This window comes from Streptomyces sp. CCM_MD2014 (genome assembly GCF_000772045.1).
In the GTDB taxonomy this organism is placed as follows: Bacteria; Actinomycetota; Actinomycetes; order Streptomycetales; family Streptomycetaceae; genus Streptomyces; species Streptomyces salinarius.
Genome location: NZ_CP009754.1, coordinates 1764956 through 1783314 on the forward strand (window position 1 = coordinate 1764956; position 18359 = coordinate 1783314).

At 68.8% G+C, this 18359-nt stretch carries 16 protein-coding genes and 1 pseudogene; 6 read left to right on the plus strand and 11 right to left on the minus strand.

The genetic code is table 11. From position 1 onward, the window contains the following. Positions 1-126: 126 nt before the first annotated feature. Positions 127-1584 carry an aldehyde dehydrogenase family protein gene (locus NI25_RS07790; RefSeq protein ID WP_061441733.1) on the minus strand — a complete coding sequence of 486 codons (1458 nt, stop codon included), beginning with the start codon at positions 1582-1584 and terminating at the stop codon, positions 127-129. 544 nt (positions 1585-2128) lie between these two features. Here NI25_RS07790 and NI25_RS40080 point away from each other — a divergent pair. Continuing rightward, a complete protein-coding gene (locus tag NI25_RS40080; protein ID WP_233520699.1) occupies positions 2129-3145 on the plus strand; it encodes an RHS repeat domain-containing protein in 1017 nt (338 codons plus the stop codon). A 600-nt stretch (positions 3146-3745) separates the two neighbouring features. Here NI25_RS40080 and NI25_RS07800 read toward each other — a convergent pair. The 6 genes from NI25_RS07800 to NI25_RS07825 all read right to left on the minus strand — a co-directional run bounded on the left by NI25_RS07800 (position 3746) and on the right by NI25_RS07825 (position 10988). Then, complete coding sequence (locus NI25_RS07800; protein WP_078884548.1) at positions 3746-4774, minus strand: IS110 family transposase; 1029 nt, start codon at positions 4772-4774, stop codon at positions 3746-3748. 1002 nt (positions 4775-5776) lie between these two features. Next, positions 5777-6232, minus strand: coding sequence for a hypothetical protein (locus NI25_RS07805; protein ID WP_199560846.1), 456 nt, complete (start codon positions 6230-6232; stop codon positions 5777-5779). Between the two features lie 439 nt (positions 6233-6671). Continuing rightward, a complete protein-coding gene (locus tag NI25_RS07810) occupies positions 6672-7559 on the minus strand; it encodes an RNA polymerase sigma-70 factor (RefSeq protein ID WP_061441736.1) in 888 nt (295 codons plus the stop codon). 33 nt (positions 7560-7592) lie between these two features. After that, positions 7593-8798 (minus strand): NAD(P)/FAD-dependent oxidoreductase, encoded by a 1206-nt coding sequence (locus NI25_RS07815; protein WP_061441737.1) that lies wholly within the window; start codon positions 8796-8798, stop codon positions 7593-7595. A 178-nt stretch (positions 8799-8976) separates the two neighbouring features. Continuing rightward, positions 8977-10191: a glycosyltransferase gene (locus tag NI25_RS07820; protein WP_061441738.1), complete on the minus strand. Its 1215-nt coding sequence runs from the start codon at positions 10189-10191 to the stop codon at positions 8977-8979. After that, positions 10188-10988: a MerR family transcriptional regulator gene (locus NI25_RS07825; RefSeq protein ID WP_061441739.1), complete on the minus strand. Its 801-nt coding sequence runs from the start codon at positions 10986-10988 to the stop codon at positions 10188-10190. The genes NI25_RS07820 and NI25_RS07825 overlap by 4 nt, the downstream gene beginning before the upstream one ends. A 198-nt stretch (positions 10989-11186) precedes the next feature. On the opposite strand from NI25_RS07825, the gene NI25_RS07830 reads away from it, so the two are divergent. The 4 genes from NI25_RS07830 (at position 11187) to NI25_RS07845 (ending at position 14523) form a co-directional block, all read left to right on the plus strand. Then, positions 11187-11624: an Rrf2 family transcriptional regulator gene (locus tag NI25_RS07830; protein WP_061441740.1), complete on the plus strand. Its 438-nt coding sequence runs from the start codon at positions 11187-11189 to the stop codon at positions 11622-11624. A 120-nt stretch (positions 11625-11744) separates the two neighbouring features. Further along, positions 11745-12743, plus strand: coding sequence for a quinone oxidoreductase family protein (locus tag NI25_RS07835; RefSeq protein ID WP_061441741.1), 999 nt, complete (start codon positions 11745-11747; stop codon positions 12741-12743). Positions 12744-12771: 28 nt separating this feature from the next. After that, positions 12772-13254, plus strand: a complete 483-nt coding sequence (locus NI25_RS07840; protein ID WP_061441742.1) for a GNAT family N-acetyltransferase — start codon at positions 12772-12774, stop codon at positions 13252-13254. Between the two features lie 354 nt (positions 13255-13608). Further along, positions 13609-14523, plus strand: coding sequence for an aminoglycoside phosphotransferase family protein (locus tag NI25_RS07845; RefSeq protein ID WP_233520700.1), 915 nt, complete (start codon positions 13609-13611; stop codon positions 14521-14523). Positions 14524-15051: 528 nt separating this feature from the next. Here NI25_RS07845 and NI25_RS39640 read toward each other — a convergent pair. From NI25_RS39640 to NI25_RS07855, 3 genes and pseudogenes are all read right to left on the minus strand, one after another. Next, positions 15052-15477 carry a VOC family protein gene (locus NI25_RS39640; protein WP_061446818.1) on the minus strand — a complete coding sequence of 142 codons (426 nt, stop codon included), beginning with the start codon at positions 15475-15477 and terminating at the stop codon, positions 15052-15054. Further along, a pseudogene (locus tag NI25_RS39645) lies at positions 15478-15780 on the minus strand (transposase); the annotation flags it as partial. Between the two features lie 42 nt (positions 15781-15822). Beyond that, positions 15823-16692, minus strand: coding sequence for an aldo/keto reductase family oxidoreductase (locus NI25_RS07855; protein WP_061441743.1), 870 nt, complete (start codon positions 16690-16692; stop codon positions 15823-15825). A gap of 129 nt (positions 16693-16821) precedes the next feature. Between NI25_RS07855 and NI25_RS07860 the strand changes: the two genes are divergently transcribed. After that, complete coding sequence (locus tag NI25_RS07860; RefSeq protein ID WP_061446819.1) at positions 16822-17256, plus strand: winged helix-turn-helix transcriptional regulator; 435 nt, start codon at positions 16822-16824, stop codon at positions 17254-17256. A gap of 351 nt (positions 17257-17607) precedes the next feature. Here the strand turns inward: NI25_RS07860 and NI25_RS07865 are convergent, their stop codons facing one another. Next, positions 17608-18084, minus strand: a complete 477-nt coding sequence (locus NI25_RS07865; protein ID WP_061441744.1) for a hypothetical protein — start codon at positions 18082-18084, stop codon at positions 17608-17610. Positions 18085-18359 lie beyond the last annotated feature (275 nt).

An 18359-nucleotide genomic window follows, 5' to 3' on the forward strand; every position in this document is an offset into this window, starting at 1 on the left:
AACACTCCAAGTCGCGATCCTGCGGGCGTTTTGCTTCCATCGGTTCCCGCGCGACCGAGGTGATGGGGGCGCTGTGTGAGGGGCCGCCCGGCGCCCAGGCGGGCGCCGGGCCAGGTGATGATCCGATCAGTGAGCGGACTGCGTGTGGTCCTGCTCCACGTACACCTTGAGGGCCTGGAACTCCTCGATCGCTCGCGGGCCGCACAGGTAGCCGTAGCCGCTTCCCTTGACGCCGCCCTCCTCGAAGTCCTCGCTGATGGCTCCCCAGGTGTTGATCCACACGGTGCCGGTGCGGATGCGCCGGGCGATCCGGCGGGCCTTCATCGAGTCCGAGCTGAACACCGAGGCGGCCAGACCGTAGATGGTGGCGTTCGCCTTGGTCACGGCGTCGTCCTCGTCGTCGAAGACCTCGAACGTCTGGACCGGACCGAAGACCTCTTCCTGCACGATCCGGACGTCGGTGCGGTCCACCTCGATCAGGCTCGGCCGGTAGAACGCCCCGGCGGCCAGCGGGCCATCGGTGACCACACCGCCGCGCAGCAGCACCGTGCCGTACGAGGCGGCTTCCTCGACGATCGCGTCCACCCGCTGGGCGGACGCCCGGTCGATCACCGGGCCGAGCTGGGCCTTCTCGTCGTCGCCCGAGCCCAGCCGCACCTGCGCGAGGGCGTCGGTGAGCCGGGTACGCACCTGGTCGGCGATGTCCCGGTGGACCAGGACACGGGAGCCGGTGCAGCAGAACTGTCCGTTCATCAGCACCAGCGACTGCACGACGGTCGGGATCACCATGTCCAAATCGGCGTCGGGAAGGATCACCATCGGCGCCTTGCCGCCCAGTTCCAGACCGAGCCGCTTGAGCGTGGTGGAGGCCGCGGCCGCGATACTGCGTCCGACCGGCGTACTGCCGGTGTAGTTGATGACGGCGACCTTGTCCGAGGAGACCAGGAACGGGGCCCCGGTGTTGCCGGCTTCGGTGAACACGCTGACCACGCCCGCCGGGATCTCCGGGACCGATGCCAGGACCTGCGCGAAGAGCTCGTTGGTCAGCGCCGTCTGGGCCGGAAGCTTGACCACGGCGGTGCAGCCGGCGGCCAGCGCCGGGCCCAGGGCCCGCACGGTCAGCATGACGGGGGAGTTCCAGGGGGAGATGATCCCGGCGACACCGAGCGGCTCGGGCACCGAGTGGGTGTACTGGCCGGGTGCCGTCTCGGCGGCGCGCCCGGCGGTCTGGGTGCGCGCGGACGCCGCCGCGTACCGCAGCCACCCGACCGCACCGCTGACCTCCCACTTGGTCTCGCCCAGCAGCTTGCCGTTCTCCCGGGACAACATGGCCGCAACCTCGGGTATCCGGGCCTCGAGGGCGTCGGCCAGCCGGCTGAGCGCGGTCGCCCGAAACGAGGGAGTGCGCGCCCACTCGGTGGTCTCGAACGCGGCGGCGGCGGCGTCCACGGCGGCCGACGCCTCCGCCTCACCACCGTCGTAGAACGAGCCGACGACGGTGCCGTCGGCCGGGTTGATCGATTCCAGAACCGAGCCGGAGCCGGTCCACTGTCCGTTGATCCAGTGCTGCGCAATGGTGTTCATGGTCTGCTCCTCGTGGTCTCACCCGGGTGCCGGGCGGATTCGATGTCTCCACGAGAATGGCTCGCCCGCCGTGCCGACAGCCTCCGTCAGCTGACTGACATCCGGCCGACGGCTCGCTTACGTCAGTACGGGGGCAGTACTGAGACCCGACCGGTGGCTCTCAGCGGACGTTGAGTCCACTTCGGGTGGGACCCAGATACGCGTCAAAGGGGCAATGAGTTGATCTTGAAGCCCTGACGGGCAGCCTGAGTGCCCCGGAGAGGCCACAGCCTCGTACGAGTGTGATGCTCTGGCCTTTGCTCCCCTGGGTGGGCACAGTCCCGGTAGCGTGCCGCCGACCACGCGATGTGAAGGACAGGACCGCGGTGGCGAAGCGGTGGGTCCGGTACATGATGCCGGTGATGGTCGATGTCGACTGCGACGACCACAAGGTGACCCGGTGGTCACGCTCCCGGACGAGGTCCGCGAGGACCGCGACGACATGAGGCGCTTCCTCATTTGCGACTCGGGGTTCATCCGCCGGAACGGCGACGAGTAGCCCCAAGTGCACGCGTTCGTGTGGGCGAGCCTCGTTGGGAGGCATCCGCAGTTCCGGGCTAGCGGGCCGGTGAACTGGCTGGAGACCTCAGTGTGGGAGGAACGCTTCGACCTGACTGAGGCGGACGACCGGTACGCGGAGACCGACCCGTACGATCTGCGGCTGGCCACCGAATACGACAGCGCCTGGGCCATCAAGCAGTCCTTCCGCTACGACCCCCTCGGCCAGCCCACCTCCGCCAAGACCGGCACAGGCACTCTCTTCTACTACCACCACGACATCCAGGGCTCACCGGTCGACGTCACCAACAGCACCGGCACCCTCTACCAGCGCTGGGCCTACAACCCGTTCGGCACCCGGGTCCTGGGCACCGTCACCGGCGGTGCCCCCGCCAGCCCTCCCTCCTGCACCGGCGCCCGCTACGAAACCACCACCGGCAATCTCGACCTCTACGCCCGTCAGTACGACACCACCACCGGCCGCTTCACCCGGCCCGCCCCGGCCACCCGCGCCCAGACCACGCCGTACATATCGCCCTACGCCTACGCCTACGCCCACAACGCCCCCACCCTGCTCACCGACCCCAGCGAACTGGCCCCCGACGACCCGAACGACGGGGAGTCCGAAGTGCGTCGAACTCGGTTCCCCGTAGTAACGTCCCCCGCCCGGCTCGGCCGCGGCTCTGCGCCATCCCGTCAGGCCGCCGATTCCGACGAGGGCGATCTGCTGGGTCAGTTCTTCGGCAGCTTCGGCGTACAGGTCGGCGAGGGCGTCGCAGCCCTGCTGGCGCAGCATGGATTCGGCGCGGTAGAGGCGGTAGGCGGGGCGGACGGGGAGGTGCTTGTCGGCGAAGGCGCCGGCGCCGCCGTTCTCGCCTGTGAATGCGTCGTGCAGGCTCCCGGCACGGACGAAGGGCGACTTGAAGACGTCGAAGAACGCATCCCCCGAGGATGCCCGCTTCTTGCCCTCTTGGGCGCGCGTTCGCAGTACGCCTGGGTGCGCGGGTCGGGGCGTGCCCGGTGAAGACGATGCGGTGCAGGGCGGCGTTGGTCCGCGGTCGCCGCCGCGGTTGAGCCGGCGCGTACTACTTCAGCCGAAGGACTACTCGATGGGGCCAACTCCACACAGGGCGGCAAAGGACGCCTCGGTGTTCAGCCGCTCGGAACGGCGTCCGTCATGGCTGCGATCGCAAATGCAGCGTCCCCGAGGGTAGCGTTGGAAAACAAACTGCATGACGAGCCGAACGCGTCACGCGTGCACGCATAGTCAGCTTCACGGCGATGCTCCACCGGAGCGCTCCAGTGAGGCTTCGTCTCACGGCTCCGGGCAGAGGCCCGCCAAAGATGCTCCCCGGCGGGGCCTCGGTCTATCACCGGCGCTGTCACGCGTCTGTCACCAACTACGCCGACGCCACCGGACCGCAAAGCGCTGACCTGCTACAACGCACACACCACGGACTGGCGTGGACGCCCATAGACGGTCTCTACAACCTGTGCCATGTGGTACCCAGTGAGGGACCCAGGATCAGGACCGGGGCGTCTTCTGGCCCGTCAAAGCGGTATTGCAGGGTGTTCGGTGGTGTCTCACTCACGCCCCAGACCCTCTCACGTCTCACGGACGCCCCTATAACGCAGGGGTGTGGGAAACCGGTCTGACCAGGTTGAAGACCTCTCGGGCTGTATATCGCTTGAGGCATCGGATGATCTCACGTCGGGTCTTGCCCTCCTGGGTGCGGCGTTCGTAATACGCCTGGGTGCGCGGGTCGTGGCGCAGGCGGGTGAAGACAATACGGTGCAGGGCGGCGTTGGCCTGCCGGTCGCCGCCGTAGTTGAGCCGACGCGTTCTCCGACGCCCGGAGGAGTACTCGATGGGGCTGACTCCGCAAAGGGCAGCAAAGGACGCCTCCGTGTTCAGCCGCTCGGGATTGTTCCCCATGGTGATCAGGAGAGTGGCGGCACTGTCCGGACCGATGCCTACCGGCACGAGCAGCTGTGGGGCGTGACGTTCGACGAGCCGGGTCAGGCGTTGGTTGAGCTCATTGATCTGTTCGGTGAGCTGTTCGATGCGTTCGGCGAGCATGCGCAGCGTCATGTGGGTGGCCTGGGCTACCGCGTCCTCGTCTCCCCCTCCGGCGGTAGCCCCGAGGGCCGCGCAGGTGCGGAACAGCTCGGCGTTGCCCAGGCTGGACAGCCGTTCCCGGAGGGCGGGGTCGGCGATGACCAGGACGGCCTTGAGCTGGTTTATCGCCTGGGTGCGGGCCTTGACCGCGGAGTCCTTGGCAAGTTTGTAGATCCGGGCGCTGTGCACCGGACCGTCGCCGGATTTCGCCCGGGCCCGGGCGCGACCACTGAGCACGGCGCGTGCGGCAGCCTGCGCATCGAGCGGGTCCGACTTCCCCAGCAGACGGCGGGCCGTGCGGTCGGGCCGATTCACTTCAAACACCTGGACGTGCTGGGCCAGCAGGTAGCGGGACAGACCCGCACCGAAGGTGCCGGTGCCCTCCACGCCGGCCCGGTGCACCGTGCCCCGCTTGCGGGCCCAAACGAGCAGCTGACGGTAGCCGGCCGCCGTCGCCGGGAAGGACTCGGTGCCCAGGATCTTTCCCAGCGGAGAGATCACGGCCGCGACATGGACTTCGCCGTGCGTGTCCACGCCCAGGACGACCTCGCGCCGAACGGGAGGATCCGTGCTCGAGAAAGTGCTGCGTAGTCGGGTCGTCATGATGGTTCGCCTCCCGCTATGTGAGATGCAGGGTGGATGGCACCGGCCTGCTCGGGCGGTCTGAACCGTGATGGCGCCTGATCGGCAAGGCCCCTATAGGGACACGCCCTCTGGCTCGGTGGCAGGCAGCATCCCGCAACGATGGCCGACATGCCTGTGACTGGACACTTCGGTCAAAAATCTCACGAGTCAGACCCCGTCCGGGATGGCGCTGCACAACCGTCCCATCGATGCCGGTACAGCGGCATGACTCGTTCATTTCCGGATGGCTTCGGCCGAATCGGTACTCAACCTGATTGGGCGAGCCGACAAGGCGGTGACTTTCGCACGCACTTGACTGGTACTGACGGGGAGTCGTCACAGAAGGCGGGCGAACGGGACGGGAGGCTGTCGCATAGTCACTGCTCCAGGCTCGAGGTCTTACTGCTTACCGTGCACGAGTCGCCGGAAGCTGTGGGCCCGACCTGGCGGTATGGATACCCTGCGCGTCTGGCGAATCCGGGTCACCCGGTGGGTTTGACTGTGTGACCGACGACAGCGATCCCGAGTCCGATGACGACGGGTATCCATGAGACGAAGGCCAAGCTGGAGACCGCGACCAGTATGCCGGTTCCCCAAAGCCTGGGGTTACGTACTGTTCTGGCGAGCCATCGTCCAGGCATCCGATTGCAGATCAGGGCGTAGGTACCAACCCCTGCACCGGTCACGCCCAGAACCGCCACGACAATGAGCCCGAGCGTCAAGAGTCCACCGAAGGCCATCGCCATCCTTTCGCCTGCTGCAAAGCTACTCGTCAGGTGAGCGCTCGGCGACCAGCCCGTCATCCACGGCGTCCGTACCGCTCACAACGGTCTCCCGGCCTCGATCCACCCGCCGCGGCAGTCATCAACTTCCGATCCGGCGAGGGAGTTACACCGGCCCCCGTGCACTCCCTCAGCTTTCCGCGCTTCGGCCGATATCGCGGAGCATACGCCGGACGAGAAAACGGTGGCCGCCGGAACCGATGACGAGCCCTCGGTAAAGCGCCCCGGGCAATTTGGGAAAAAGGGCGTGTGAACGTGCGCTGAGCAGTGTTCCGTCCGGGTGGTCCGCCAGCGAGAAGGTGAGCGCGTACTGCGAAAAACGGTGCCTGCCCACGAGGATGAGGCGCTTCCCGCGCACGCTTTCGGCCACCGCGAACCCGGGAATGGTCGAGCCTTGCAGCGGCAGTGTGCCGGTGACGCTACGCGGCTCGGCGCCCACGAGATGGGCGAATCCGCTGCTGACCCCCAGATGGGTCCGGGCGATCCAGGTGGTGAGTGCATCCCAGGTATCCGGCGCGGGTGCCACAACACGTACCTGGTGCTCATCGATGAAGGGGAGTCCGGACGTGGGGTCGGTCGGTTCCATAGGGATGCTTCGTCCTCCGCGGCGCGCTCGGGTCGGGCCTCACAGGGTCCCAGCAGATCGTCCGCCGCGAGGAGACATTCATCAGAGGCGGGCGGGCACACCATCGTCACCAGGGCCGCGCGAACTGGCGCATCGTCCTCTACACGGACGACTTCGTCGTCCTGGTCGACGGCAGCCCCGACGACGTCACCCGTCTGTGCGGGGCCATCGCCGACGTACTGCACACTCTCGGGCTGAGGTGTCATCGCCGGACACCGGCTTCGACCGCTCTCACAGGTGTGCCCATACCGGGGTCGATGCCGCCGGCCGAGCAGATGAACAAAGCTTTGCGCTCCGGGGGCATGTCCAGGAGCGCAAAGCCATGCGGCAAGGCGAGCATTGCGTGTTCCATCAGGCCGTGTTGTGAAACATGAGGGGAATCTGATCCGCCACCGCACGCTCACCGCAGGGTGAGCGGGGTCTGGGATGCGATGCGAGACAGTTTCTCAGGGTTGCGGACGAAGTAGAGGCCGGTGATGCGGCCGGCCTCTACGCGGGCCGCCATGATGCCGTCCAGGTGGACGACCAGCGCGGGGCTGCCGTTGACCACGGTGGGGCCAAAGGCGATCGAAAACGAGTTCTTGTCGAGGCCGCCGGCCAAGGGGCGGGCCACCTTGCCGGCGCCGACGACCGGCCGCAGCGCAGCGTGCTTCACACCACCGCCGTCGCTCATGTACCCCACTTCGGGCGCGAGCACGTCGAGCAGGCCCTGCAGGTCCCCGCTCTCCAGTGCTCGCTGGAACGACTGCAGGGCCGCCCGCGCCTCGTTCTGGGAGACCACCTCGCGCGGGCGCCGGGCGTCCACGTGCCGGCGGGCCCGGTGCGCGATCTGGCGGACGGCTGCCGGGGTCTTGTCGACCGCCGCCGCGATCTCGTCGTAGCCGACGTCGAAGACTTCGCGGAGCACGAAGACGGCCCGCTCGGTCGGTGACAACGTCTCCAGGACGAGCATCACCGCCATCGACACGCTCTCGGCGAGTTCGACGTCCTGGGCCACGTCCGGCGTAGTCAGCAGCGGCTCCGGCAGCCACGGGCCCACGTACGACTCCTTGCGCCGCGACATCGTGCGCAGCCGGTTGAGTGCCTGCCGGGTCGTGATCCGGACCAGGTAGGCGCGCTGGTCGCGCACCTGCTCCAGGTCGACCTCGGCCCACCGCAGCCAGGTCTCCTGCAGGACGTCCTCGGCGTCGGCCACCGAGCCGAGCATCTCGTACGCCACGGTGAAGAGCAGATTGCGGTGGGCGACGAATGCCGCGGTCGCCCGGTCAATGGCGTGGTCATCACTCATGTCTTGATCGTTTCCCCCTCGACCGGCCGGGACCTAGGAAACCCGTTCGGCGACGACCGGCGCCTCGGCGCGCATGGCCTCCAGCGCCTTCTTGCGCCCGGCGCCTCCCTTCATGCGGTGCAGGCTGTATCCACCGGGCTTGTGCGCCTCATCGGCCAGGTGCTTCAGGATGCCCCTGCACACCGTCTCCTTCATCTTCGCGCCGAGGCGACCGCCGATGTGGAACCACACCGCGACGTCGGACCTGTTGCCGAACTGGAAGATGCCGGTGCCCCGGCCCAGGCTGAGGCACTGCGCCCCGAACGACTGGTTGAGGGTCTCGGGCTGCTCCCCCGCCAATCGGCTGAGCACCGTGTCGGCGCCCCGCGCACCCAGCGGCATCGCAGCCTGGCAGCTCATCCGCAGCGGCAGGCCCGACGGCGCCGCCGAGTCCCCGGCCGCGACGATGCGCTCGTCGTCCACGCTCGTGAGCGTCTCGTCCGTGAGCAGCCGGCCCAGGACATCGACGCTCAGCCCACTGCGCGCGGCCAGGTCGGGCACGCCGAACCCGGCGGTCCAGACGGTCACCGCGCTCCGCAGCTCCCGGCCGTCGGCGAGCCGCACCGCGTCACACGTCACCGCCGTCACCTTCGCGTCGGGGCCTTCCAGGACCGTCACTCCGAGCGCTGCAAGCCGCCCGGCCACCGAACGCCGCCCCCGCCGGTGCAGGTACGGGCCGAGCACCCCACCGCAGACCAGCGTCACGCTGCGGCCCTGCTCCGCAAGTTCGGCGGCGGTCTCGATGCCCGTCGGACCGGCTCCGACCACCGTCACTGCGGCCGATGGGGGCGTGGCATCGAGGACCGGCACCAACCGCTGTACCTCCTCCAGACCGGCGATCGGGTAGGCGAACTCGGCCGCCCCGGGCACCCGCGGGTCGGCACTGCCACTGCCCACCGCGTAGACCAGGTAGTCGTAGCCGACCGCGCCACCGCTCGCCAGCTCCACACCGCGGCCCGCCGCATCGATCCGCGTCACGCTGTCGACCACCAGCCGAACGCCCTCCGCCAGGACCTCCCGATAGTCGACAACGGCGGAGTCTGTCCCGCCCACCAACTGGTGAAGGCGGACCCGGTGGACGAAGACCGGGCGCGGGTTGATCAACGTCACGGTCACATCGCCGCGCTGCGTCAGGCGATTGGCCGCCATGACGCCGGCGTAACCGCCGCCGATCACCACCACATCGGAATGCTCAGCCATGATGTCTCCCTCGTTTCGAGCGGGTTCGAGCGGTTCGACCACCCGACACCGCCCCACCGGTCCCTGTGACAGGGGGTGAGTCAGATCACTTCACAGGCGTGCCCGTCTGAGCGGACGCGGCCCACGGGGGCCCAGGCTCCTCGCTGGACGCGGGACGAGCGCGAGGGACCGATTGGCGTCATCCGTCGGTCAGTTGCTGGATGGCCTTGAGCGTCTTCCCTGCTCCGTTTTCGGTCGCCATGTGTTGTGCCGCTTGTGCTGCGGCTCGACTGTGTGTCTGCTGCTTCACCACTTGGTGAAGGGAGTCGGCGAGCCGTTCGGCAGTGAGGGACCGGAAGGGGATGGGGTCGGTGGCGGCGCCGAGGGCCGCGAGTCGCCCGGCCCAGAACGGCTGGTCCGCGGTCACCGGGACGGTGACGGCGGGTACTCCGGCGCGTAGCGCGGCGGCGGAGGTGCCGGCGCCGGCGTGGTGGACCACCGCGGCCAGCCGTGGGAACAGCAGGGCGTGCGGTACGTCCCCGATGGTGAGTACGTCGTCGCCGTCGGCGGCGAGTTGGGCGCTGCCTGCCTGGAGGATGCCGCGCAGTCCGGCGCGGTGCAAGGCTTGCACGGCGATCTCGCTCAGTCGTTCCCCGTCGCCGGAGGCCATGCTGCCGAAGCCGACGAGGACGGGCCGGGGTCCGGCGGACAGGAAGTCCTCGAGTTCGGAGGGCAGCCGGGCGGCCGGATCGTGGTGGGGCCACCAGTTGCCCACGACGTCCAGGCCGGGGCGCCAGTCGGAGGGACGGGGCACCAGGGCCGTGCTGAAGCCGTGCAGGATCGGCCAGTTCGCCTGTTCCTGCCGTCGGCGCACCTCGGAAGGGGAGGCCGGAGGGAGAGCGAGGCGGTGGCGCAGCTGTGCGACGGCCTGTGTGTAGACGCGGTCGACCATCCTCAGTGCGAAGCGTCCGGTGGCCCGGTTGGCGAGTCGGCCCAGTGAGCGGGAGCCGGTGACGACAGGTGGGAAGTCGCCGGTCGGCGCGGTGGGCTGGAGGTACACGCCGAGGCTCGGTGTGCCCGTGGCCTCGGTGAGGTGCCAGCCGAGGGGAGCCGTGGTGGTCGACAGCAGGAGCAGGTCCGTGCCTTTGTCCACCGCGTCGGCGAAACCCTGACCCAGGTCGGTGATGAAGGCTGCGGCGGCCTGCATCAGGTCACGTTTGCCCGTGACACCGCCATGCACCCGTGTGTCGGCGGGCAGACTGCGAGACTCCAGCCCTGCCTCGCGTGCGAGGGGGGCGAAGGTGTCGGTGGCGGCGAGGGCGACGTCGTATCCGGCCCGGCTCAGTTCGGCGCCCAGGCCCGTGTAGGGCGCGACGTCGCCGCGCGATCCGGCTGCGGCGATCATGATCCTCATCGGTTCTCCTCGGAATCGGTGCCGTCACCTGCGTGGCGGGCCGCGTTGGCGTAGACCGCCTTACGCGTGTAGGCGGCCAGGCCCGGGCGTTGCTGCGAGGGCGGTACGACCAGAGCGAAGGCGCGCGGGTCGGCGACGAAGTCGTCCGCGATGCGCCGGTGCATGTCGGGCGGGCAGGAGGTGAACCAGCGTGCGATGTGCAAGCGGTGCTCCTCGGCGAGGTCCATGGCCCGCTCGCCGCAGCTCGGCTCCCCCTCGTCGAAGGCGGCGAGCAGCTCCGCGCGCCAGGCGGCGGCTTCGCCCATGAGCCGGCGCCAGTCCTCCTTGGTGTGGGCGTCCGCGCGCGCCATCGCCTCGCGCTGTCCTTCCGAGTGCGCCCACTTCAGCTCCGCCTCGGTGGCGTAACTCAGGTCGAAGGCGACCTCGCCGAACACCTCGAAACGTTCCTCAGGAGTCAGCGGCATCCCGGTTTTCTGGACCTCGATGGCCCGTTCCGCCACCTCCGCCAGCCGCTGCAGCCTGGCGATCTCCTCGTGCAGCTGCCGCTGCCGGGCCCGGAGCCGCTCCAGGGGGTTCGCGTGGGGATCCTTGAAGATCGCGGCGATTTCGTCGAGAGGGAAGCCGAGCTCGCGGTAGAAGAGGATCTGCTGGAGACGGACCAGGTCGGCCTCGCTGTAGAGCCGGTATCCGGCGTGGCTGCGGTCACTGGGCGAGAGCAGTCCCGCCTTGTCGTAGTGGTGCAGTGTCCGCACCGTCACGCCGGCCATGGCCGCGACCTGCCCCACGGAGTAGCTCATCCACCTGCCCTTTCGTCGGCACACAGCCTCAAGCCTGACGTAGGGGGAGGGTCAAGTCGCGCTCGGCCGGACATGGCGAGGGCCGCGTGTACAGGGGTGGCCGCGTGTCGTGGCCTCGCGTGGCAGGCGTGATCGCTCATCTCCACCACACCCTCCGCTGCAACTGTTATTGTTACAGCGAGGAGCAAGGGGGATGAGGTGAGCGCGAACAGCAGGATGACGGTCGCCGTCCATGTGCTGACCTGGATGGCCCTGGTGCACGATCGTGGACGCGACGTGGTCACCTCGGACCAGATCGCCACGAGCGTGGCCACGAACCCGGTCGTGATCCGGCGTAGCCTCGCGGATCTGCGGGAGGCGGGGCTGGTGACGGTGCGGCACGGTGCGGGGGCCGGCTGGACGCTGGCTCGCGCCGCGGAGTCCATCACCATGCTCGACGTCTTCCGCGCGGTGCACGACGAGCCTCTCTTCGCCCTGCATCGCGGCGAACCGAACCAGGCGTGCCCCATCGGGCGTGGCATTCGGCCCGCGCTGCGCGACGTCTACGCCGACGCGGAGGAGGCCGTTCGCCGGGAGCTAGCGAGGGTCACGATCGCGGACGTCCTGCGGGAAACCCTGGCCACCCGCTCCGGCTGAGCCGGCAACCCAGTGCGGCCTGATTCGCTCTCACCCTTAGTTGTAACAGAACCTGTTTCATTGACGGCCTCCGGCGTCCCGGGGGGGGTCGTGGCATCTCACGTACGGAGGTGAAACGCCATGCTGGCGATCGAGTACCGACGCCACGGCGGCTACGAGGAACTGCAACTCGTGGAGCGCCCCGCCGAACAGGCCACCGGCGGCCGGGCGTCGATCAGGCTCTCCTACGCCGAAGTGAGCCCCGCCGACGACACCATCAGGGCGGGCCGGATGGATGCTTCCCTGCACCGGGCGCCGCCCCTCGTACCCGGCGGCGGCGGAGTGGGTCGGATCACCGACCCCGGGGCCACCGGCCTGGCGGAGGGCACGCGCGTGGTGGTCGGCGGCGGTGGTCTCGGCTGGCGCACCGACGGCACCTGGCGCGAGCAACTGACCGCGGAAGCGAAGCAGTTGATACCGATCCCCGACTCAGTGAGCGACGAGGCCGCCTGTGCCCTGTTCGCCGGTGCCGGATACAGCACCGCCTACCTCGTACTGACCCGGGTGGCCGGGCTCAAGGCCGGCCACACCGTGCTGGCACCCGGCATCGGCGGCTCTGTCGGCATGGGCACCGTGGAGGTGGCCCGCGAGCTCGGCGCGTCCCTGGTCCTGACCACCGCGAGCCGTACCGACAAGGCGGAACAGGCGCGCGCCGCCGGTCACCGGCACGTGATCGACCTGTCCCGCGAATCGCTGGCCGACGGCGTCACACGCCTCACCGACGGAAGGGGCGCCGACGTCGTGGTCGACGGCGTCGCCGGTCCGCTGCTCGGTGACTGCATCGCCTCCCTCGCACACGGAGGTGCCTACGTCGGTGTCGGATACGCCGGCGGCATCCAAGGGACGGTGAACATGACCGACTTGATATGGAAGAACACCACCGTCCGCGGCTACACGTTCACGACGACCCCGCCCGATGTTGCCCGGGCCGCCCGAGTGACCCTGCTGGAGTGGCTGGCCGCGGGCCGCATCAACCCCGTCGTCGCTCGCGTGCTGCCACTGGAACAGGCGGCCGAGGCGCAACGTCACCTGATCGAGGACCGGCCCTTCGGCCGCGTCCTGCTCAGCATGGACCGTTGAAACAGGCCGAACAGGAGAGATCAGGAACATGCAACCCCGCGAGGCCGTCACGGCCGACATACCGGAACTGATCCGGCTGCGCGCAGTCGCGCTGGAGGGCCTGGGCATGAATCCCGGGCCGGCCGACACACCGTGGCGGCGCATCGCCCACGGCTGGTTCGAGGAGCGCATCAACCACCGCGACGACTGCGTCTGTCTGGTCGTCGGGGGCGAACCCGGTGAACCGCTCCTCGCCTGCGGCATGGCCTGGATCACCTACCATCTGCCCAGTACGCGCTGGCCCGACGGACGCCGCGGCTACCTCGACGGCATCGTGACCGACGTCCCCGCCCGCGGCCAAGGCCACGCACGCCGCATCGTGGACGCACTGGTCGGCCACCTCCACACGGCGGGCATCCACTACATCCAACTGCACGCCAGTAACGCCGGAAAGCCGGTCTACGAAGCCGCGGGCTTCGTCCCGGGCAGTTACCCGAGCATGGACCTCGTCACGGCTCCGCCCGCCGGATGAGGGACTGCCCAGTCTTTCGAGCAAGTCGGCGACTGGGTCCGCGTGAACGCCCCCGGCTCAGTCTGCGGTGGCCGTCCGGGCGGCCACGACCTCGGGACATGGCAGGAGTTGACGGCTCCGCGCGCCTTAGGGCGCCGCCTCGACGCCCGTCGAACGATCCCGGCGAGGGCCCCGTCCACCTGATCTCACGCGCCTGAGCCGCAGAACACCCACGTACCAGGAGGCAACCGTGCCCGCCGAGGATGCTGGTAGGTCCGGCTGTCTGAAATTCCACGACGAGTGCCACCTGGTGGCTGTTGTGGGACGGGCAAGGGCTGTGGCCTTTAGGATGCGCGCAAATCGCATCCACCACCCGTGGGGGACAAGTTGAGAGAGCTGGTCTGCGTCGCACCAGAGGTCCGGGACCGGTTCGTCGTCCGATTCGGAGCCGAGGTGCTGGCCTGGTGTGATGAGTTGCCCGCTCTCGTGGACGGACTCGCTGCCCGCTGGGATCTGGCGCTTGTCGCGGCGGGTGGAGGGGGCACCTCGCGCGTGTTCCGCTGCTTCAAGCGGGACACCGGCACCTCGGCGTGGCTGAAACTCACGCCGGATCCCGGGATCGCCCGGGAGGAAGCCGAAGCACTGCGGGCCTGGGCGCAGACGCCGTCGGTCGTCACGCTGCTGGCACAAGACCTGGCCGCCGGGGCCCTGCTCCTGGAGGACGTGGAGCCGGGAGTGCAGGTGAGCCGGCGTGCATGGACTCTGACCGAGGTCGCGGCGCTGCTGCGCGACCTGCGGGCCTGTGCTCCCGCGCCGGGTCAGCATTCGGTACTGCGGCACCTCTCACACCGCGTCGGCTTCGTGTTCGACTTGACCGACCGCAGGCTGGCAGCGCGCGAGGCAAACGATCCGGCTGCCTCGAAGGTGCTTCGGCGGGCGCGGGCGGCAGCCCTGGAACTGGCAGACACCGGGCCTGTGGGACTCGTGCATGGTGATCTCCATCCGGCCAACGTGCTGTCTGGTCCCGGGGACCGTCTGGTGGCGATCGATCCGAGACCGACGTGGGGCGACCCGGATTTCGACGCTGTGGACTGGGCGCTTGAAGGAGTCGCAGAAGCAGCGGTGCTGGAGGAAAGGATCGAGGAGCTGGCGGCGCTTGTTCCCGGCATGTCTCCTCATCGCGTGCTGGGTTGGTGCCGAGCCCTGGCCGCCCTCGTGGCAGTCCCCAGAAGGTGTGCGGGGCGGGACGACGCAGAGACTCGGTTCCTCATGGCTCTGGCTGACGGCTGAGTGCTCCGTCGGCCTCGACGGATCTCGTGTCAAGGCTCCGGCGTCGGCGGCGGAGCGAGTGGGGATTCATGGGCGGCTGGCTGTCTCGGCGGCGTAGGCGTTGTCCTGTCCGTCGATGCGCCGCCAGGAGTCGGCGGTGTTCTGGTGGTCGCCGAGTAGTCGGCTGACCATGAGGGCGGGCAGTCGGGTGCCGGCTCCACGAGGGCAGTGTCGCGGGCCGTGACCCGGAGAGCCGCAAGGTGCTCCGCACGTACCTGTGCGGTCCGTGTCGCGAGCTGGTGGTCGAGGCCGGCGAGTTGTTCGTCGCGCGCGCAGGGCGCCGCCCGGGACGAGGTGCGTGCGGAGATTGTCGACCACCTCGGCCGGCCGCGTGCCGTCCAGTGGTGCAGGTGGGTGGCTGTGCCGCACTCGCTGCACGGCCGCCTGCGGGCCGGGTGCCGGCGCCGGCGGACCGTGGTCGGGCTCAGCCGTTCCGGGCGCTCGACCACTTGCCGGTAGACCTGGCTCGCCGGCACGTTGTGGACCAGATCAGCTCACCTCCCCTGGCGGTGAGCTGATCGCGACGAGCTCGATTTCGAAGCCGTCGGTGTTCTCCAGGTAGGCCGCGTAGTGCTGTGTGCCGCCGGCGTGCGGGTGCAGCTCGGGGAACATCAGGCTCCAGCCGTGCCGGGCCGCGTCGGAGGCCAGCTTGTCGACAGTAGTGGCGTTCTCGACGTGGAAGGCCAGGTGGTTCAGCCCGGGTCGACGGCGGTCATGCCGGTCGGCCGTAAGGGCCGGGGACCGCTCGAGGACGAGGTAGGTCGGTCCGAGCCGCCAACTGCGGCCGGTGTCCCAGCTCTGCGAGACGGCGTAACCCAGCGTCTGAAGCAGCCAGCCGAGCGAGGCGAGGGCGCGATCGAGATCGGGAACCCAGATTTCGACGTGGTGCAGTGCCCCGTGTGTCGGCCGGTTCATGCGGCCACCGCCTCCTCGCACTCGGCCGGAACGCCCGCCGGTGATCGCGCGCCGACGTTCCTGAGCAGACTCGACGAGCTTGAACACCATAGCCGGGGCGGCGGCCGGACTGCCGACCCCGCGGGTGTCCTCGGTGCGGAGCTTGACCATGGAGAACGTGGACTCGATCGGGTTCGTGGTCCGCAGGTGAATCCAGCGCTCGGCTGAGAAATCGTAGAACGCCAGCAACCCATCGTCGTCTTCGGTGAATTTCGCGGCGGCCTTCGGGAACTTGGCCCGGTGCGTCTTCGCGAACGCGTTCATCAGCACCGACCGCCGGAATGCGGCGGGTGCGCCGCGTGCTGGTCAGTGGCCGATGGTGTCCAGTTCGGCCACATCGTCACTGGAGAGGGAGAGCCCGGCGCCGGCGATGTTCTCGCGCAGGTGCGCGGTCGAGGAGGTGCCGGGGATGAGGAGGATGTTCGGCGAGCGCTGCATCAGCCAGGCCAGCGCGACGGACATGGGCGTCGCTCCCAGCCGGTCCGCGACCCGCGACAGGGCCCTGGACTGCAGCGGCGTGAAACCTCCCAGGGGGAAGAACGGCACGTAGGCGATGTTCTCGGCGGCGAGGTGGTCCACCAGGTCGTCGTCGTGGCGGTGGGCGAGGTTGTACATGTTCTGCACGCACACGACCGGGGCGATGCGGCGCGCCTGCTCGACCTGTTCCGCGGTGACGTTGCTGACGCCGAGGTGGCGGATGAGTCCTTCTTGCTGAAGGCCTGCGAGCGTCTCGAACGCTTCGGTGATCGAGCCGGGCCCGGGCCCCTGGGCGTCACCCATGCGCATGTTGACCAGGTCGAGCCTCTCGACTCCGAGGGACTGGAGGTTGTCCTGGACCTGCTTGCGCAGGTCCTCGGGGCGCCGGGCCGTGGGCCATCCGCCCTGGGCGTCGCGGGTCGCTCCCACCTTCGTGGCGATGAACAGCGACTCCGGGTAGGGATGCAGCGCTTCACGAATCAGTTCGTTCGTGATGCGCGGTCCGTAGGCCTCGCTGGTGTCGATGTGGGTGATCCCGAGACCGACCGCCTCGCGCAGTACCGCCAGAGATCCCTCGCGGTCGGCGGGCGGGCCCATGACCCACGGGCCGGCGAGCTGCATCGCCCCGTACCCGAACCGGGTTACCGGAACGTCGCCCAGCATCCGCGTGCCGCCGGGAAGAGCAGTGGGTGTGTTCATCGTGGCGCCTTTCACCTCTTACCAGGGATGGTGTTTCCGTCCCCCTTGCACCATTCTTGGAGAGGAACTTCCCGCTGGGAAGTAGGCACTCTTAAGTGCGTAACACCCCTGAAGTGAGAGGTGAGCTCGGTGGCGACGACGAAGGCCGACGGAAAAGCCCAGGCCAAGGCCGAGTACAACGCGTTCCTGGCGGTGTGCCCCAGCCGTCAGCTCCTCGACCGGATCTCGAACAAATGGGTTGTCCTGATCCTGTGCGCACTGGGCGGCGACACCCTCGAACCCCCCGGTGCGCCGCACACCCCCAAGGCGATGCGCTACTCCGAACTGGCCCGGCTGCTGAACGGTGTCAGCCAGAAGATGCTGACCCAGACCCTGCGCGCCCTCGAACGCGACGGCCTGCTCACCCGCACCGTGACACCCACAGTCCCCGTCACCGTCACCTACGAGCTGACCGACCTGGGCCGCTCACTCCACCACCTGACACGCGATCTCAGGCAGTGGGCGCAGACCCACATGGACGCCGTCCTCACCCACCGCGAGAGCTACGACGCACGAACCTCCTGACCATCAGAAGGTGCTCGTACCGCTGGAGACGTGGGGTGGTTCTCGCTGATCAGGGGGTGGCGGGTGAGGCGTGCCGTGGCTTGTGCCTGTCCGTCCCATGACGCCCGGTCTTCGCAGCCGAGTGCTTACCGTCGGAAGGAAGCGGAGCATCGTCACCGACACGCTCGGGCTCCTGCTCGCGCTGTTGGTCACCCCGGCGATCTGCACCTCCGCGAGGAGCGCATCGTCGCGCCCTCGTTCGGCTTCACCAGATGTTGTCTCAGTGTCGCGTCGGCCGACTTCCACGTTCTGTTGATCGCTCCTCCCACCAAGCAGGGTTCTCTCCTGCGTGATCTTCGAGGTCGGCGTGTGCTACCCCATGACCGCGCGGGCCGCGTCCAGAAACGCCAGCCGGTTGCCCTCCAAGTAGTCGCGCACGCTCTCGCCCTCGGGCAGGCCGTCCCACACCGTCCGGTTGAGGTCGAGGAAATACGCGCGTGCCGCGTCGTGCACGGGCAGGGGGAACTGGATGCGGATGAGACGCTCCGCGACCCACAGCTTGTTCATGACGTCCCGGGTCGTGAGGAACCAGTCGTCGGTGTCCTCCCATTCGGAAGGCCGGCTGAAGGCGGAGCGTTCGGCCTCTGCTCCCACCTCGACGAACCGTTCCAGCAGCGCCAGCCGTTCCCCGCGCCGGGCCTCCGACAAGGCGATCTGCTGCCGTTGTCGTTCAGCGCGTTCCGCTGAGAGTTGAGTCCTGTGCTGGACGAGGTAGGACAACGAGCCGCCGAGGACAACGCCGCCCAGCGATATGAGGGACACCCAGACCTGACCTGACATGGCGGTCATCGTGCCATGCCGTCGAACTTGAGACGATCTCACTGCGGCTGGTTGTGATTACGGCGTCCGGGCCGTCCTGGAGGCCTGCTCACCGCACGTGCTGCCGGCGGCTCGGCAGCACGAAGTCTTCTCGTCGTCGGTTGTCAGCGCTCCGCGTTGTCGCCCTCCCCGCCTTGCATCTGCACCCTCCCCCAGCCCGGCTTCGCTCGCGCGTGAGGGGGCGGCGCATGCGCGGCCGGCCGGACCGGCTCCTCGACTCCACTCGTGAGCGCACAACCCGGCTC

Bases quoted from the DNA above. Each gene is read 5' to 3' on its own strand.
- NI25_RS07790 (WP_061441733.1), bottom strand. From the start codon at position 1,584: ATGAACACCATTGCGCAGCACTGGATCAACGGACAGTGGACCGGCTCC.
- NI25_RS07805 (WP_199560846.1), bottom strand. From the start codon at position 6,232: ATGGAACCGACCGACCCCACGTCCGGACTCCCCTTCATCGATGAGCAC.
- NI25_RS07810 (WP_061441736.1), bottom strand. From the start codon at position 7,559: ATGAGTGATGACCACGCCATTGACCGGGCGACCGCGGCATTCGTCGCC.
- NI25_RS07815 (WP_061441737.1), bottom strand. From the start codon at position 8,798: ATGGCTGAGCATTCCGATGTGGTGGTGATCGGCGGCGGTTACGCCGGC.
- NI25_RS07820 (WP_061441738.1), bottom strand. From the start codon at position 10,191: ATGAGGATCATGATCGCCGCAGCCGGATCGCGCGGCGACGTCGCGCCC.
- NI25_RS07825 (WP_061441739.1), bottom strand. From the start codon at position 10,988: ATGAGCTACTCCGTGGGGCAGGTCGCGGCCATGGCCGGCGTGACGGTG.
- NI25_RS07835 (WP_061441741.1), top strand. From the start codon at position 11,745: ATGCTGGCGATCGAGTACCGACGCCACGGCGGCTACGAGGAACTGCAA.
- NI25_RS07840 (WP_061441742.1), top strand. From the start codon at position 12,772: ATGCAACCCCGCGAGGCCGTCACGGCCGACATACCGGAACTGATCCGG.
- NI25_RS39640 (WP_061446818.1), bottom strand. From the start codon at position 15,477: ATGAACCGGCCGACACACGGGGCACTGCACCACGTCGAAATCTGGGTT.
- NI25_RS07855 (WP_061441743.1), bottom strand. From the start codon at position 16,692: ATGAACACACCCACTGCTCTTCCCGGCGGCACGCGGATGCTGGGCGAC.
- NI25_RS07865 (WP_061441744.1), bottom strand. From the start codon at position 18,084: ATGACCGCCATGTCAGGTCAGGTCTGGGTGTCCCTCATATCGCTGGGC.